At 70.7% G+C, this 14,827-nt stretch carries 14 protein-coding genes; 6 read left to right on the forward strand and 8 right to left on the reverse strand.

Translation table 11 applies throughout. The annotated features are described in order from the left end of the window. Window positions 1-44 precede the first annotated feature (44 nt). Window positions 45-1,001, forward strand: a complete 957-nt coding sequence (locus E2651_RS03430) for a hypothetical protein (protein ID WP_135329451.1) — start codon at window positions 45-47, stop codon at window positions 999-1,001. Window positions 1,002-1,026: 25 nt separating this feature from the next. Here E2651_RS03430 and E2651_RS03435 read toward each other — a convergent pair whose 3' ends face one another. After that, window positions 1,027-1,452, reverse strand: a complete 426-nt coding sequence (locus E2651_RS03435) for a Rieske (2Fe-2S) protein (RefSeq protein ID WP_135329452.1) — start codon at window positions 1,450-1,452, stop codon at window positions 1,027-1,029. A 207-nt stretch (window positions 1,453-1,659) separates the two neighbouring features. Between E2651_RS03435 and E2651_RS03440 the strand changes: the two genes are divergently transcribed. Then, window positions 1,660-2,580 carry a carbohydrate kinase gene (locus tag E2651_RS03440; RefSeq protein WP_135329453.1) on the forward strand — a complete coding sequence of 307 codons (921 nt, stop codon included), beginning with the start codon at window positions 1,660-1,662 and terminating at the stop codon, window positions 2,578-2,580. Between the two features lie 118 nt (window positions 2,581-2,698). Here the strand turns inward: E2651_RS03440 and E2651_RS03445 are convergent, their stop codons facing one another. Beyond that, window positions 2,699-3,553 carry a helix-turn-helix transcriptional regulator gene (locus E2651_RS03445; protein WP_135329454.1) on the reverse strand — a complete coding sequence of 285 codons (855 nt, stop codon included), beginning with the start codon at window positions 3,551-3,553 and terminating at the stop codon, window positions 2,699-2,701. Between the two features lie 101 nt (window positions 3,554-3,654). Here E2651_RS03445 and E2651_RS03450 point away from each other — a divergent pair, with 101 nt between their 5' ends. After that, window positions 3,655-4,227, forward strand: a complete 573-nt coding sequence (locus E2651_RS03450) for a YceI family protein (protein ID WP_135329455.1) — start codon at window positions 3,655-3,657, stop codon at window positions 4,225-4,227. Window positions 4,228-4,235: 8 nt separating this feature from the next. Here E2651_RS03450 and E2651_RS03455 read toward each other — a convergent pair whose 3' ends face one another. Together E2651_RS03455 and uvrA are read right to left on the reverse strand one after the other, a co-directional pair. After that, window positions 4,236-5,000: a crotonase/enoyl-CoA hydratase family protein gene (locus E2651_RS03455; protein ID WP_135329456.1), complete on the reverse strand. Its 765-nt coding sequence runs from the start codon at window positions 4,998-5,000 to the stop codon at window positions 4,236-4,238. 134 nt (window positions 5,001-5,134) lie between these two features. Beyond that, window positions 5,135-8,107, reverse strand: a complete 2,973-nt coding sequence (uvrA, locus tag E2651_RS03460; RefSeq protein WP_135329457.1) for an excinuclease ABC subunit UvrA — start codon at window positions 8,105-8,107, stop codon at window positions 5,135-5,137. Between the two features lie 223 nt (window positions 8,108-8,330). On the opposite strand from uvrA, the gene E2651_RS03465 reads away from it, so the two are divergent. Both E2651_RS03465 and E2651_RS03470 read left to right on the forward strand, forming a co-directional pair. Further along, entirely contained in the window at window positions 8,331-9,014 is a 684-nt protein-coding gene (locus tag E2651_RS03465; protein WP_135329458.1) for a maleylpyruvate isomerase family mycothiol-dependent enzyme, read from the forward strand. A 10-nt stretch (window positions 9,015-9,024) separates the two neighbouring features. Beyond that, window positions 9,025-9,681, forward strand: coding sequence for an MBL fold metallo-hydrolase (locus E2651_RS03470; RefSeq protein WP_135329459.1), 657 nt, complete (start codon window positions 9,025-9,027; stop codon window positions 9,679-9,681). 9 nt (window positions 9,682-9,690) lie between these two features. On the opposite strand, the gene aroQ is transcribed toward E2651_RS03470, so the two are convergent. Continuing rightward, window positions 9,691-10,152, reverse strand: a complete 462-nt coding sequence (aroQ, locus tag E2651_RS03475; RefSeq protein ID WP_135329460.1) for a type II 3-dehydroquinate dehydratase — start codon at window positions 10,150-10,152, stop codon at window positions 9,691-9,693. A 79-nt stretch (window positions 10,153-10,231) separates the two neighbouring features. On the opposite strand from aroQ, the gene E2651_RS03480 reads away from it, so the two are divergent. Further along, window positions 10,232-11,530 (forward strand): MFS transporter, encoded by a 1,299-nt coding sequence (locus tag E2651_RS03480; RefSeq protein ID WP_209446052.1) that lies wholly within the window; start codon window positions 10,232-10,234, stop codon window positions 11,528-11,530. Here E2651_RS03480 and E2651_RS03485 read toward each other — a convergent pair. From E2651_RS03485 to E2651_RS03495, 3 genes are all read right to left on the reverse strand, one after another. After that, on the reverse strand, window positions 11,520-12,617 hold the full coding sequence (locus E2651_RS03485) for an ionic transporter y4hA (RefSeq protein WP_135329461.1): 1,098 nt from the start codon (window positions 12,615-12,617) through the stop codon (window positions 11,520-11,522). The genes E2651_RS03480 and E2651_RS03485 overlap by 11 nt on opposite strands. A gap of 121 nt (window positions 12,618-12,738) precedes the next feature. After that, the gene (locus E2651_RS03490) at window positions 12,739-13,740 is read right to left on the reverse strand and encodes a TerC family protein (protein ID WP_135329462.1); all 1,002 of its coding nucleotides are present in this window, start codon (window positions 13,738-13,740) and stop codon (window positions 12,739-12,741) included. Between the two features lie 265 nt (window positions 13,741-14,005). Continuing rightward, window positions 14,006-14,827, reverse strand: an 822-nt coding sequence (locus E2651_RS03495; RefSeq protein WP_135329463.1) for an export associated protein, incomplete at its 5' end; no start/stop codon positions are given.

Consider the following 14,827-nt stretch of genomic DNA (forward strand, 5'->3'; position numbering starts at 1 on the left):
ACGCCCGGGCGGCCGATGTGAATGTTCACGGAAGGGGCCTTGCGATGCGGCACGGCACACAGCTCGCGGACGAGCCGGCTGCGGACCTGGAGACCGCGCTGCGCACCGGTCCCTTCCATGTGGCGTTGCGGGCCGCGATCGCCGCCCGCCGCCTCCCCCTGCAACGGGTACGTCATCATCTCGCGCGGCACGGCGTCAATGTCGGTGTGACGAGCCTGAGTTACTGGCAGCAGGGTGCGCGGCGCCCCCAGCGCACCGAGTCGCTGCGCGCCGTACGCGCCCTGGAGGAGATCCTCCAGCTCCCCGAGGAGTCACTGATCCGGCTCCTGGCGCAGCCCGCCCATTCCTCGGCGAAGCCCGGCTTCGAACGCCCCGCCGCCCGCTCCTACCGCTCGCTCATCGAGGCCTCCGACGTCGTGCAGCGCCTCCTCGGCGAGCTGGAGTCCCCGCTCGACGGCGGCCTGCACACCGTCGGCCATCACGAGCGGGTGCGGATCGGCGCGCGCCGCGAGCTGCTCGGCCGCGACTCGCAGCACGTCGTGCGCTCCCACCGGGACGACGTGGACCGCTACCTCGCGATCTACCACGGCGATCCCGGCTGCGTGCCCGAACACATCGGCGTACACGCCCTGGAGAACTGCCGCACCGGACGCGTGCGGTGGCATCACGAGACGGGCGTGCTCGTCGCCGAGCTGCTCTTCGACGCGCGCCTGCGCGCGGGAGACACCCATCTGTTCCGCTACGGCTTCGAGGACGGCACGGCGGGCACGTCCACCGAGTATCTGCGCGGCTTCACCTACGCGGGCGGGCAGTACGCGCTGCAGGTGCGCTTCGACGAGGGTGCCCTGCCGCTGCGCTGCCACCGCTTCGCCCAGCATTCGGCGGCCGCGCCGCGCGGTGGCCGCCAGGAGCTGACGCTGAGCGGCAGCCATCGGTCGGTGCACATCGTGGAGCAGCAGGTGCGGGCGGGGCTCCTGGGGATCGCGTGGGACTGGGAGTGAACCGCCCGCCCGGCTGATCGCGCCGTTACGCCCCCGGCCCCGCGACGATCTTGCCCTTCCCCACCTTCACCGGCAGCTCGGAGAGCGGGACGGTGGCGGGCTCGTGCAGGACCTTGCCGTTGGTGGCATCGAACTGGCTGCCGTGGCAGGGGCAGGTGAGCTTGTGCCCCTCCAGGTTGTTGATGGGGCACCGCTCGTGCGTGCAGATGGTGCTGAACGCCTTGTACTCGTCGTCCGTGATGCGGCTGACCACGACGTTCTCGTCGGTGTAGAGCTTCGATGCGCCCACCTTGATCTCGTCGGACGCGCCGAGGTCCACCGGCGCGGTCGGCGCGGAGCGGTTGCCGCCACCGTCGCCGGACGAGCAGGCCGTGATGCCGAGCCCGGCGGCCGGCACGAGGGTGGCGGCGCGCAGCACGGTGCGACGGGCGGGGGGCGGCGTGCCGGGCATGGACTCTCCACAGGTCAGGCGCATCGGTGACGGATCAGACCATACCGGTGCGGGATCGCGCGCCCGTGTTGGGTGCGACCGTGCCCGAGTGCCGCCCGGATCGGCCCGTGTCCGCCCAGAAGCCCTAGCCTGTGCGCAGGCCGGGGAGCCAGGGAGCCGGTGCGCGGCTGCCGCGCCGTACGACCGCAGAGCCGAGAGGAACCACCCGTGATAGTCGTCGCCGGAGAGGCCCTGATCGACCTCGTCCCGCAGGATTCCGCCGGCGCCGTGCCGCCCTCGCTGCCCCCGCTCGCCCCGCGGCTTGGCGGCGGGCCGTACAACACCGCGGTGGCCCTCGGCCGCCTCGGCTCGCCCGTCGCCTTCTGCTCGCGGATCTCGCGGGACGCGTTCGGTGACGCGCTGGTGGAGGGGCTGCGGGCCGCCGACGTCGATGTGTCGTACGTCCAGCGGGGCGCGGAACCGACGACGCTCGCCGTCGCCTCGATCGGCCCGGACGGCTCCGCCGGTTACTCCTTCTACGTCGATGGCACCGCCGACCGGCTCTTCACGGCCCCGGACCGGCTGCCCGACGGCGTACGCGCGGTGTCGTTCGGCACCTGCTCGCTCGTCCTCGAACCGGGCGCGAGCGCGTACGAGGAGCTGATGCGCCGGGAGTCGGCGCGGGGCGTCTTCACCGCGCTCGATCCGAACATCCGGGCCGGTCTGATCCCGGACGCGGACGCCTACCGGGCCCGCTTCAAGAGCTGGCTGCCCTCGGTCTCACTCCTCAAACTGTCGGAGGACGACGCGAGTTGGCTCGGCGGCACGCCGCGCGAGTGGCTCGCGTCGGGCCCCGGCGCTGTGGTGATCACTCGGGGCGGCAAGGGTCTTACGGTCTTCACGCGGGACGGCGGGGAGTGGTCCGTGCCGGGTGAGCAGGTCGACGTCGTGGACACCATCGGCGCGGGCGACACGGTCAACGCGGCGCTGCTGCACGGGCTTTCCCTCCGGAACGCGCTGTCCACGCCGGGCCTGGCCGCGCTCGGCGCGGACGGCTGGGGCGAGGTTCTGCGCCTGGCGGCACGCGCGGCGGCAATCACCGTGTCCCGCGCGGGCGCCGAGCCGCCGCACGCGGCGGAACTGGCCTGAGGGCGGTCAGCGGGGCGGGGCTGGCCTGAGGCGGGACAGCGGGGCGGAGCTGGCCCGAGACCAGACAGCCGGGCGGAACCGGCCTGAGGCCCAGCCCGGCGGAACCGGGCCCGAGGCCTCAGCCGTTCACCGCGCGCAGGCCGCCCGGCTGGCGGCCGTTGAGGCGGTCGAGCGCCGCCGACGAGGCGTCATCGGCCGGGAGATACACCACCAGGCGCTGTTCGTCGCCCTCGGGCAGGGCCAGCGTCTCGTACGACAGAACCAGCGCGCCGACCTCGGGATGCGTCATGCGGTCGACGCCGCTGCGCCGCGGCAGCCGCGGCACGGTCGCCATGCGGTCGGCGAACGGGGCGCCCGCGATGACGGTCAGCTCGTCGGCGAACCCCTCGGCATGGGGGTCGCTGAGCATGGAGTCCAACCGGAGGCTCGCGACCTGCTCGTCGGCCACGCGGTCCCATTCGGGGTAGGCGGCGCGGGCCCGCTCGTCGGTGAACAGGAACCGGATGAGGTTGGGCCGCTCGCCGTCCAGCAGACCGGTGGGGCCGACGATCCGTTCGTAACCCGATGTGTACGCGAGAACATCGCTGAGCCGGTTGAGCAGCACGGCCGGGGTGGGCTCCAGGCGGTCGATCAGCGCCCGCACGGTAGGCCGGACCGACCGGGCCGGCGCGCTCGCCGTCGAGCAGCAGGGGTCGCCGCTCTTCTCCTTCTCCAGGCGGCGCAGATGGAAACGCTCCTCCACGGAGAGCCGCAGGGCGTCCGCGAGCGCGCCCATCACCTGCGGCGACGGGTGGCGGTCGCGGCCCTGTTCGAGCCGGGCCAGGTATTCGACGCTGACCCCGGCGAGCGTGGCGACCTCGGAGCGACGCAGGCCCGGCGTGCGCCGCCGCGGTCCCGTGGGCAGCCCGACCTCGGCGGGCGTGACCGCTTCACGGCAGGTGCGCAGGAAGTTGCCCAGCTCGTTGTCGCTCACCGATCGAACGTACCAGCCATCACCGGACCGGATCGTGGCCCTGTCACTACCAGTCTCGGCCCGGCCTTCCTCGCGTCCTGGCCGCGCCGCAAGGTGGGCTCATGACTCTTCAAGCGACTGACACCGGTTCCGCCGCCTCCGCTCCCGCGCTGCCGCTGGACGCCGGGACCTGGGAGATCGAGCCCTTCCACTCCGCCGTGAACTTCTCCATCCGCCACCTCGGGATCTCCAAGGTGCGGGGCCGTTTCGCCGACGTACAGGCCGAGTTGCTCGTGGGCGAGCGCGCCGAGGACTCCTCGGTGACCGCCACCATCGCACTGGCCTCGATCGACACGGGCAACAAGGACCGGGACGCGCATGTGCTCGCGTCGGACCTCCTTGACGTCGAGAAGCGGCCGACGATGACCTACCGCTCGACGCGGATCCATGGCGCGGGCGAGGAGTGGGCCATGGAGGGCGAGCTGACCATCGGCGATGTGACCAGGGAGGTGACGCTCGACGTGGAGTTCGGCGGTGTGGAGGGCTTCCCGGGCCAGGACCGCAGGCACGCGGGGTTCGAGGCCACGGGCGAGATCCGCCGCAGTGACTTCGGCCTCGACTTCGCCCCGGGGCTGCTCGGCGAAGTGGTGAAGATCCAGCTGGACATGCAGTTCCTGGAGCCGGTCAGGTCCTGAACGCGCCCTCAGCCGTCCGTGAACGCGCCGTGCCGTCCCGCCCCCGCGGCGAAACGGGCGGCGCCCTCGGACGCCTCGGTGAGGGCCCGCAGGCCGTGCCGGAGCTCGCCCGCCATCGCCTCCTCCTCGCTCAGGCCCGCCTGTTCGCGTACGGAGAGCCGGTCGCCCCGCATGCAGGTCTGCGGGAACGCGGCGATCTGGGCGGCGAGTGCTTCGGCCTCGGCACGGCAAGTGCCGGGCGGCACGGTCCGGTTGACCAGGCCCATGGACAGCGCCTCCGGGGCGGGCACGGGTCGGCCCGTGAGCACCAGGTCCATGGCCCTGCTCTCCCCGATGAGCCGGGGCAGCCGCACCGTTCCGCCGTCGATGAGCGGGACGCCCCAGCGGCGGCAGAACACGCCGAGCACCGCGTCCTCGTCGGCGACGCGCAGATCGCACCAGAGCGCGAGTTCGAGCCCGCCCGCGACGGCGTGCCCGGAGATCGCGGCGATGACGGGCTTGGAGAGCCGCATCCGGGTCGGCCCCATGGGCCCGTCCCCCTCCTCCGTCACCTCGTTCCCGTCCGGCGTGGCAATCGCCTTGAGATCGGCCCCCGCACAGAACGTGCCGCCCTCGCCCCACAACACGGCGACGGACGCATCGGGATCTTCGTCGAAGTCCCGGAAGGCGTCAGCTAGGGCACGAGCGGTGGGCCCGTCGACGGCGTTCCGCACATCGGGCCGTGACAACACGACGGTGGTGACAGGACCTTGGCGTTCCGTACGTACGGTCATGGGGCCAGGCGAACATGAGAACGGGCCGCAGAACAAGGGGAACTCGTCCTGCGGCCCGCCAGAAGCGCCCCAAAGGGGCGCGGGGAACTGCGCGACCAGCCCCCACGCACCCGCAGACGCGCTACAACAAACCGTCAGCTCTTGCGGGCCTTGGCAGCCACCTTCTTCGGAGCAGCCTTCTTCGGCGCGGCCTTCTTGGCGGCAACCTTCTTAGCAGCAGCCTTACGCACCGGCTGACGCCCCTGCGCGGCCCCATCACTGATGCGGTCCGCCGAGATGATCTCCCGCAGGAACTTGCCCGTGTGGCTCGCCGGCACCCCGGCGACCTCCTCGGGCGTGCCCTCGGCGATGACCAGACCGCCGCCGTTGCCACCCTCGGGGCCCATGTCGACGACCCAGTCGGCCGTCTTGATGACGTCGAGGTTGTGCTCGATCACGATGACCGTGTTGCCCTTGTCGACAAGCCCGGAGAGCACCGTGATCAGCTTGCTGATGTCCTCGAAGTGCAGACCGGTGGTCGGCTCGTCCAGGACGTACACGGTCCGCCCTGTCGACCGCTTCTGCAGCTCGCTCGCCAGCTTCACGCGCTGCGCCTCGCCGCCGGAGAGCGTCGGCGCGGACTGCCCGAGACGCACGTACCCGAGACCGACGTCGTTGAGCGTGCGCAGGTGACGCGCGATCGCCGGAACCGCCTCGAAGAAGTCGAGCGCCTCCTCGATCGGCATGTCCAGGACCTCGGCGATGGACTTGCCCTTGTAGTGGACGTCCAGCGTCTCGCGGTTGTACCGCGCCCCGTGGCAGACCTCGCACGGCACGTACACGTCCGGCAGGAAGTTCATCTCGATCTTGATGGTGCCGTCGCCGGAGCAGTTCTCGCAGCGCCCGCCCTTGACGTTGAAGGAGAAGCGGCCGGGCAGATAGCCGCGGACCTTCGCCTCCATCGTCTCCGCGAAGAGCTTGCGGACGTGGTCGAAGACTCCGGTGTACGTCGCCGGGTTCGATCGCGGCGTACGGCCGATGGGCGACTGGTCGACGTGCACGACCTTGTCGACCAGGTCGTCGCCGTCCACGCGCGTGTGCCGCCCGGGAACGGACCGTGCGCCGTTCAGCTCGCGCGCCAGGTGCGTGTAGAGGATGTCGTTCACGAGCGTCGACTTGCCCGAGCCCGATACGCCCGTGACGGCGGTGAGGACGCCGAGCGGGAAGGAGACGTCGATGTCCTGGAGGTTGTTCTCCCGGGCGCCGTGCACGGTGAGCTGCCGGGAGGGGTCGGCGGGGCGGCGCAGGTCCGGGACCGGGATGGACCGCTTGCCCGACAGGTACTGCCCGGTGATCGACTTGTCGTTGGCGAGCAGCTCCTTCATGGAGCCGCTGTGCACGACCTTGCCGCCGTGCTCGCCCGCGCCGGGGCCGATGTCGACGACCCAGTCGGCGACCTTGATGGTGTCCTCGTCGTGCTCGACGACGATGAGCGTGTTGCCCATGTCGCGCAGCCGTACGAGGGTCTCGATGAGCCGGTGGTTGTCGCGCTGGTGGAGGCCGATGGACGGCTCGTCCAGTACGTAGAGCACGCCGACGAGGCCGGAGCCGATCTGCGTGGCCAGGCGGATGCGCTGGGCCTCGCCTCCGGAGAGGGTGCCCGCCGCGCGGTTCAGGGAGAGATAGTCCAGGCCGACGTCGACCAGGAACCGCAGCCGTTCGTTGACCTCCTTCAGGACCCGCTCGGCGATCTTCTTGTCGCGGGCGCCCAGCTTCAGCTCGGCGAGGAAGTCCGCGCAGTCGCTGATGGACATCGCGGCGACCTCGGCGATGGACTTCCCCATGACCGAGACGGCCAGGACGATCGGCTTGAGGCGCGTGCCCTCACAGGTGGGGCAGGGCACCTCGCGCATGTAGCCCTCGAAGCGCTCGCGGCTCGCGTCGCTCTCGGCCTCGCTGTGCCGGCGCTTGACGAAGGGGACGGCGCCTTCGAAGGCGGTCGTGTAGACCCGCTCGCGGCCGTACCGGTTCCGGTAGCGGACCTCGATCTGCGTCTTGTGGCCGTGCAGCAGGGCCTTCTTGGCGCGCTGCGGCAGGCCCGCCCAGGGCATGTCGGTGGAGAAGCCGAGGGCGTCGGCGAGGGCTCCCACGAGCCGGCCGAAGTAGTCCTTGGTGTGGCCGTGCGACCAGGGGTGGATGGCGCCCTCGTCGAGCGACTTGTCCTCGTCCGGGACGATCAGCTCGGGGTCGACCTCCATGCGCGTACCGATACCCGTGCAGTCCGGGCAGGCGCCGAAGGGCGAGTTGAAGGAGAAGGAGCGGGGCTCGAGCTCCTCGAACGACAGGTCGTCGTACGGGCAGTACAGGTGCTCCGAGTACATGCGCTCACGCTCGGGATCGTCCTCGGGGAGGTCGACGAAGTCGAGGACGACCATGCCTCCGGAGAGGCCGAGGGCGGTCTCCACGGAGTCGGTCAGGCGGCGCTTGGCGGAGTCCTTCACCGTGAGGCGGTCGACGACCACCTCGATGGTGTGCTTCTCCTGCTTCTTGAGCGTGGGCGGCTCGGAGAGCTGGATCGTCTCGCCGTCGACCCGCGCGCGGCTGTAGCCCTTGGTCTGGAGGTCGGCGAAGAGGTCGACGAACTCGCCCTTGCGCTCGCGGACCAGCGGGGACAGGACCTGGAAGCGGCTGCCCTCGGGCAGCTCGAGGACCTTGTCGACGATGGCCTGCGGCGACTGCCGGGAGATCGGGCGGCCGCACTCGGGGCAGTGCGGCTTGCCGATGCGCGCGAAGAGCAGGCGGAGGTAGTCGTACACCTCCGTGATCGTGCCGACCGTCGAGCGCGGGTTGCGCGAGGTCGACTTCTGGTCGATGGAGACCGCGGGCGAAAGGCCCTCGATGAAGTCGACGTCCGGCTTGTCCATCTGACCGAGGAACTGCCGGGCGTACGAGGAGAGGGACTCGACGTACCGCCGCTGGCCCTCGGCGAAGATCGTGTCGAACGCGAGCGAGGACTTGCCCGACCCGGAGAGCCCGGTGAAGACGATGAGGGAGTCACGCGGGAGGTCGAGCGAGACGTTTTTGAGATTGTGCTCGCGCGCGCCACGGACGATGAGACGGTCGGCCACGCCGGTCCGCACCTTTCTTGAGAGTGGTGACAGGGGCGGGGCCCCCGTCCTTCACAGACTAGGGCGAGCCACTGACAACGCCGGGGCGGTTTCCCTGGTTGGTGACAAACCCCGACCACCAAGGATGCCCGATGCCGCACCCGACCATATAGCACGTGCATTCGATTTGCGGCGCTGCTCTGATGCCTTCACCCAAACGTGTGGCGCGGCTATCGTCGGGCGCATGATTGATCATGTGCGCGACCTGGCGTCTGTACGTGACGCGACCGACCGGCTGCTCACCGCAGCCGCGAAACTGAACAACGATTCGACCGCAGAGCCGTCACGCCTTCCGGGCTGGACCCGTGGGCACGTCCTGGCCCATCTCGCCCGCAACGCGGACGCGCTCGTCAACGTCCTCGCCGGCCGGCCGATGTACGTCAGCGGCGAGGCACGGGACGCGGACATCGAGCGGGATGCCCCGCGGCCCCTGGCCGAGCAGCTCGACGACGTACGCGAGAGCGCCACCCGCTTCGAGGCGCAGGCCGCGATCCCCGCCGACTGGTCCCGCACCATCGAGATGCGCAACGGCGTCACCGACTCCGCGTCGCGGGTGCCGTTCCGGCGGTGGGTCGAGGTGGAGCTGCACCATGTCGATCTGGGGATCGGGTACGAGTTGGAGGACCTGCCTCAGGAGTTCGTGCAGCGGGAGATCGCGTTCCTGGCGGCGCGCTTCTCGGGCAACGCCGACGTGCCGCCCACCCGCATCACGGACGGCACGCACGCGTGGAGCACCGGCCGCGAAGGCGAGCCCGAAGTCGCCGTCTCCGGGTCCGCGCCCGACGTCGTCGGCTGGCTCTCCGGACGCCGCAGCGGCGTCGCACTGACGGCCGGGGGAGGCCTCCTGCCCGCCCTGCCGCCGCTATAGGCTGAGGAACATGACGTACAGCGGAGCAGTGAAGGTCGGCGGCGGCGCGGACGTGCACGAGCTGCAGGACCTGATGATCTCGAAGGCCGCGGTCGGCCCGATGGACAACAACGCCTATCTGCTGCGCTGCCGGGCCACGGGCGAGCAGCTCCTGATCGACGCGGCGAACGACTCCGGGACGCTGCTCACGCTGATCGGTGACGACGGCATCGCGTCCGTCGTCACCACCCACCAGCACGGCGACCACTGGCAGGCGCTGGCCGCGGTCGTCGCCGCGACCGGCGCGCGGACCTACGCGGGCCGCGAGGACGCTCCCGGCATCCCGGTGCCCACGGACGTCCAGCTCGTCGACGGCGACACCGTGCGGGTCGGCCAGGTGTCGCTCACCGCACGCCACTTGGTGGGCCACACCCCGGGCTCGGTCGCCCTCGTGTACGACGACCCGCACGGCCACCCGCACGTCTTCACCGGCGACTGCCTCTTCCCGGGCGGCATCGGCAACACCCGCAAGGACCCGCAGGCCTTCGCCAGCCTGCTGCACGACGTCGAGACGAAGATCTTCGGCACGCTCCCCGACGAGACCTGGGTCTACCCGGGCCACGGGAACGACACGACGCTGGGCGCCGAGCGCCCGCACCTGCCGGAGTGGCGTCAGCGGGGCTGGTGACTGGGCGGGTCACTCCCCCGCGACCAGCGCCGCCACCCGCTCCACCGCGAAGACGTACCCCTGCACGCCGCACCCCGCGATGACGCCGTCGGCGCGCTGGGAGACGTAGCTGTGATGCCGGAACGCCTCGCGCTGGTGGATGTTGGAGATGTGCACCTCCAACACCGGCATTCCGTCACAGGTGTTGAGCGCGTCCAGGATCGCGACGGACGTGTGCGAGTAGGCCGCCGGGTTGATGACGATGCCCGCGTGGTGCTCGCGCGCCTCGTGGATCCAGTCGACCAACTGACCCTCGTGGTTGCTCTGCCGCAGGTCCACGGTGCCGCCGTGCGCGGCCGCCGCCTTGGCGCACAGCGCCTCGACGTCGGCGAGGGTGGCGGAGCCGTAGATCTCCGGCTGCCGCTGACCGAGCAGGTTCAGGTTGGGGCCGTTGAGGATCATGATGGGGGCGTCGGCAAGGGTGCGCGTCATGTCGTCAGCGTACTGAGGGATCTCTCCACGCCCCCGCACGCCCCCGTAACCAGCCGTCACAGCGGGTAGTTGACGCGACATGCGCAAGAGCCACTCCCCTGCCGTGCCTCCTTCTCTGCCACGGCTCGCGGCCGCCTCGCTCGCGGGGACCGCCATCGAGTTCTACGACTTCTTCATCTACGGGACGGCCGCGGCGCTGGTGCTCGGGCCGCTGTTCTTTCCGACGTTCTCGCCGCTGGCGGGAACTCTCGCCGCCTTCGCGACATTCGGAGTGGGCTTTGTGGCCCGGCCGCTCGGATCCGTCCTCTTCGGGCACGTCGGTGACCGGCACGGGCGGCGCCCCGTCCTCATCGCCTCGCTGCTCCTGACAGGCGTGGCCACGGTCGCCGTCGGCTGTGTGCCCACGTACGCGTCGATCGGTACGGCCGCTCCGGTGCTCCTCCTGGTGCTTCGTTTTCTGCAGGGGCTCGGGCTCGGCGGCGAGTGGGGCGGGGCGGTGCTGCTGACCGCCGAGCACGCGCCGGCCGAGCGGCGCGGGCTGTGGTCGAGCTTTCCGCAGATGGGGCCCTCGCTCGGCTTCCTGCTCGCCAACGGCATCATGCTGACGCTCTCGGCGACCCTCACCGAAGCGCAGTTCGCCTCCTGGGGATGGCGGGTGCCGTTCTGGGCGGCGGGCGTGCTCGCGGCGGCCGGGCTCGCGCTGCGGACGTCCCTCGCGGAGAGCCCGAGCTTCCTCGAAATGCGGGAGCACGCGCGCGTGCCGCTCGCCGAAGTGGTGCGCGGGCACTGGCGTCTGGTCCTGCTCACGGCGGGCGCGCTGGCCGTCGGGTACGCGGTGTTCTACGCCGTGACGACCTGGTCTCTGGCATACGCGGTGGAGCGGCTCGGCGTGAGCCGTACGGTCATGCTCGCCTGCATCATGGCGGCGGTCGTGGTGAAGGGCGCGCTGACTCCCGTGGCCGCCGTGCTCGGTGACCGCTATGGGCGGCGCCCCCTGTGTCTGCTCGGGTGTGCGCTCTCCGCGCTGTGGATGTTCCCGATGATCGCGCTCCTGTCGACCGGCGAACCGCTCCTGATGTTCTTCGGCTTCCTGGTGGCGATGCTCGCGTTCATCACGATGTTCGCGGTGATCGCCGCCTATCTGCCCGAGCTGTACGAGCCCCGGGTGCGCTGCACGGGCGCCGCCGTGGGCTACAACCTGGGCGGGGTGCTCGGCGGCGCGCTCACCCCGATCGTGGCGACGGCGGTGGCCCAGGGGGACGGGACTCCGTGGGGCGTCGCGGCGTATCTGACGGGGGTCGCCCTGCTGAGCCTGGGGTGCTTCGCGCTGCTGCCGGAGACCCGGCCGGTTCCGGAGGCGGCCCCCGTCACGGCGTGACCGCGAGCTCCAGATACGCGGCGAACAGCACCAGATGCACCCCGCCCTGCAGCAGCGTGGCGCGCCCCGGCACGACCGTGAGCGTGCCGACGACGACGGTCAGCGCGAGCAGCACCATGTGCGTCGGGCCGAGGCCGAGCACCAGCGGTCCGGAGAGCCACACCGAGGCGACCGCGACAGCCGGGATGGTCAGGCCGATGCTGGCCATCGCGGAGCCGAGGGCGAGGTTCAGGCTGGTCTGCACGCGGTCGCGGCGCGTCGCGCGCAGGGCGGCGATGGTCTCCGGGAGCAGCACGAGCAGCGCGATGATCACGCCGACCACGGCGTGCGGCATGCCGGCGCTCTCCACGCCGGACTCGATCGTCGGTGAGACACCCTTGGCGAGGCCGACCACGCCGACCAGGGCGAGGCCGAGCAGGGCCACGCTGATCATGGCGGTACGGGTGGACGGCCCTTCGTCGTGCTCGGAGTCGATCACCTCGCCGTTGCGGGTGATGGGCAGGAAGTATTCGCGGTGCCGCACGGTCTGGGTCGCCACGAACAGGCCGTACAGGACGAGCGAGGCGATCGCGGCGAACGTGAGCTGCGCCGTGGAGAACTCCGGGCCGGGCTTGCTCGTGGTGAAGGTCGGCAGGACCAGGCTGAGGGTGGCGAGCGTGGCGACGGTCGCGAGGGCGGCGCCGGTGCCCTCCGGGTTGAAGACGACGACACGGTGCCGCAGCGCGCCGGCGAGCAGGCAGATCCCGACGATGCCGTTGCAGGTGATCATCACGGCGGCGAACACGGTGTCGCGGGCCAGCGTCGCGCCCTTGTCGCCACCGTCGGCCATGAGCGTGACGATCAGCGCGACCTCGATGACCGTCACGGCGACCGCGAGGACGAGGGAGCCGAAGGGTTCGCCGACGCGGTGCGCGATCACTTCGGCGTGGTGCACCGCGGCGAGCACGGCCCCGGCGAGCACCAGCGTGACCACGGCGACGACCGGGCCCGGCAGATCACGGCCCCAGGTGAAGGCGAGCAGCACGACGGCGAGGACCGGTACGGCCGCGGTCCACTGCGTGGCGAGTGCCCGGAGCCGAGTGATCATGCCATCGATGCTGCCCTGCCCTCACCGGGCACGCGACTGGGACGAGCACAACAAAGGCGAGTGGCCCGCGGCGGATTGCCGCGGGCCACTCCCCTTGTTGTCACTCCTGCATACGACGCCGTCAGGCCTCGATGCTGTCCTTCGGAGTCTCGTCGGCCGCCTTCTCCGCGGCCTCCTTCTCCGCCTCCTTCGCCGCCTGCTTCTTGGTGGCCATCAGGCTGGTGATCGTCGTGATGACCAGGACACCGCAGATGACGCCGAGCGAGACCGGGATGGAGATCTCGGGGACGTGCACCCCGTTCTCGTGCAGGGCGTGCAGGACCAGCTTCACGCCGATGAAGCCCAGGATGACCGACAGGCCGTAGCTGAGGTGGACCAGCTTCTTGAGCAGTCCGCCGATGAGGAAGTACAGCTGGCGCAGACCCATCAGGGCGAAGGCGTTCGCCGTGAACACGATGTACGGGTCCTGGGTGAGGCCGAAGATCGCGGGGATGGAGTCCATCGCGAAGAGCACGTCGGTGGTGCCGATGGCGAGCATGACGATCATGAGGGGCGTCATGATCTTCTTGCCGTTCTTCTGGATGAACAGCTTGGTGCCGTGGTACTGGTCGGCGACGCCGAACTTCCGCTCGGCGGCCTTCAGGAGGCGGTTCTCCTCCCACTCCTCTTCGTCCTCGTCGGCGCGCGCCTCCTGGATGAGCTTCCAGGCGGTGTAGATCAGGAACGCGCCGAAGATGTAGAAGACCCAGGAGAAGTTGGCGATGACCGCGGCGCCGGCGGCGATGAAGATCGCTCGCAGGACGAGCGCTATCAGCACGCCGAACAGCAGCACCCGCTGCTGGAGATGGCTGGGCACCGAGAACTTCGCCATGATCAGGATGAAGACGAAGAGGTTGTCGACGCTGAGCGACTTCTCGGTGATGAAGCCCGCGAAGAACTCGCCGCCCGCCTGGCCACCGCCCCAGATCAGCAGGCCCACTCCGAAGAGCGCGGCCAGCACGATCCAGACGACCGTCCAGATTCCGGCTTCCTTGATCGATACGTCGTGCGGCTTGCGGCCGATGAAGAAGTCGACAGCGATCAGGGCACTCAGACCAAGAATGGTCAGCACCCAGAGGGTCATTGAAACGTCCACTGCGCCTCCGGCGTCGTACGGCTACTGATCAGCGTCGTCGCTGCCGGAGGTCTCTTCCACCCGGGGCGGCTCACCGCCGCGCGGGCCGACGCCCCGGGACCGATGGCGGTCCGTATTGACGGGCACGTCGCGTTCGGGAGTACTCCCCTCCGCTGGAAGAAGAGTACGCGAAACACCAAGGATTGGTAAAGGAGACGGCAAACAAGAACCAAAAGCCCAGGTCAGGCGGTTCAAAAAGTCGCTTTACCGGCAGTCAGCGACTGCCCGTGCGGCGCGCCTGCCCCACCTGGTTCAGGACCTTCTGGAGCACCTGGCTGCCGGGCGGGGCCATCGGCGGTTCGTACGTCCACGCGTGGCCGACCCACGGGTCGGCGAGGTGGTCCTCCGCCACCGGCGTCAGGCGCAGCAGCGCGCGCCAGAGCGGGTCGAGCAGCGGGCCGTACTCGGCGGCGTCCTCCCGGTCGGCGACCATCATCAGGTGCACGCCGACCGACGGGCCCTCGTCCGCGAGGTAGCGGAGCTGGGTGACGGCGCGGTCGTCGAAGCCGTGCGGGAAGTCGTTGACGATCAGGAGCTGCTCGGCGGTGTCCAGGTCCGGCGGCAGCGCGTCGGCGGCGCCCGCGCGGATCGCCATCTGCACCAGGTCCACGCGCTGGGTGAGCTTGGCGAGCACGGCGGACACACCTGCCGCTCCGGTGGCCGGAGGTTCGGCGAGCACACCCGCCGTGACCAGCGGGGCGAGCGCGCCCGTCGCAGAGCCCGCCGCGTCGATGACGTGCACCGAGAACTCGTTCGGCGGGTACGCCGCGAGCAGCCGCGCGGCGTGCGCGACCGCGCTGTCCATCGCGAGGCGGCGCAGCTGATCGGCGTCCGCCAGGGAGTCCGTACCGGATGAGCGGCCGCTGTCGATCCACAGGCCGCGCTCGAGCGGCAGCCGGACCAGCATGGGGATCCGCAGGTCGGGGCTCTCGGGAAGGTGGAGGTCGCCCAGGCGCAGCGCCATGGGGATCTCCATGGGGATGCGGTAGCCGTGCCACACCGGGTTGTCCCAGCCCGCGTACGGGGCGGGCAGGGC

Origin of the sequence: Streptomyces sp. MZ04 (assembly GCF_004684775.1) — a bacterium.
Lineage (GTDB): Bacteria > Actinomycetota > Actinomycetes > Streptomycetales > Streptomycetaceae > Streptomyces.

Excerpts from the sequence above, each read along its gene's own strand:
- E2651_RS03430 (WP_135329451.1), top strand. The coding sequence starts at position 45 with ATGCGGCACGGCACACAGCTCGCGGACGAGCCGGCTGCGGACCTGGAG.
- E2651_RS03435 (WP_135329452.1), bottom strand. The coding sequence starts at position 1,452 with ATGCCCGGCACGCCGCCCCCCGCCCGTCGCACCGTGCTGCGCGCCGCC.
- E2651_RS03450 (WP_135329455.1), top strand. The coding sequence starts at position 3,655 with ATGACTCTTCAAGCGACTGACACCGGTTCCGCCGCCTCCGCTCCCGCG.
- E2651_RS03455 (WP_135329456.1), bottom strand. The coding sequence starts at position 5,000 with ATGACCGTACGTACGGAACGCCAAGGTCCTGTCACCACCGTCGTGTTG.
- E2651_RS03465 (WP_135329458.1), top strand. The coding sequence starts at position 8,331 with ATGATTGATCATGTGCGCGACCTGGCGTCTGTACGTGACGCGACCGAC.
- E2651_RS03470 (WP_135329459.1), top strand. The coding sequence starts at position 9,025 with ATGACGTACAGCGGAGCAGTGAAGGTCGGCGGCGGCGCGGACGTGCAC.
- aroQ (WP_135329460.1), bottom strand. The coding sequence starts at position 10,152 with ATGACGCGCACCCTTGCCGACGCCCCCATCATGATCCTCAACGGCCCC.
- E2651_RS03480 (WP_209446052.1), top strand. The coding sequence starts at position 10,232 with ATGCGCAAGAGCCACTCCCCTGCCGTGCCTCCTTCTCTGCCACGGCTC.
- E2651_RS03485 (WP_135329461.1), bottom strand. The coding sequence starts at position 12,617 with ATGATCACTCGGCTCCGGGCACTCGCCACGCAGTGGACCGCGGCCGTA.
- E2651_RS03490 (WP_135329462.1), bottom strand. The coding sequence starts at position 13,740 with ATGACCCTCTGGGTGCTGACCATTCTTGGTCTGAGTGCCCTGATCGCT.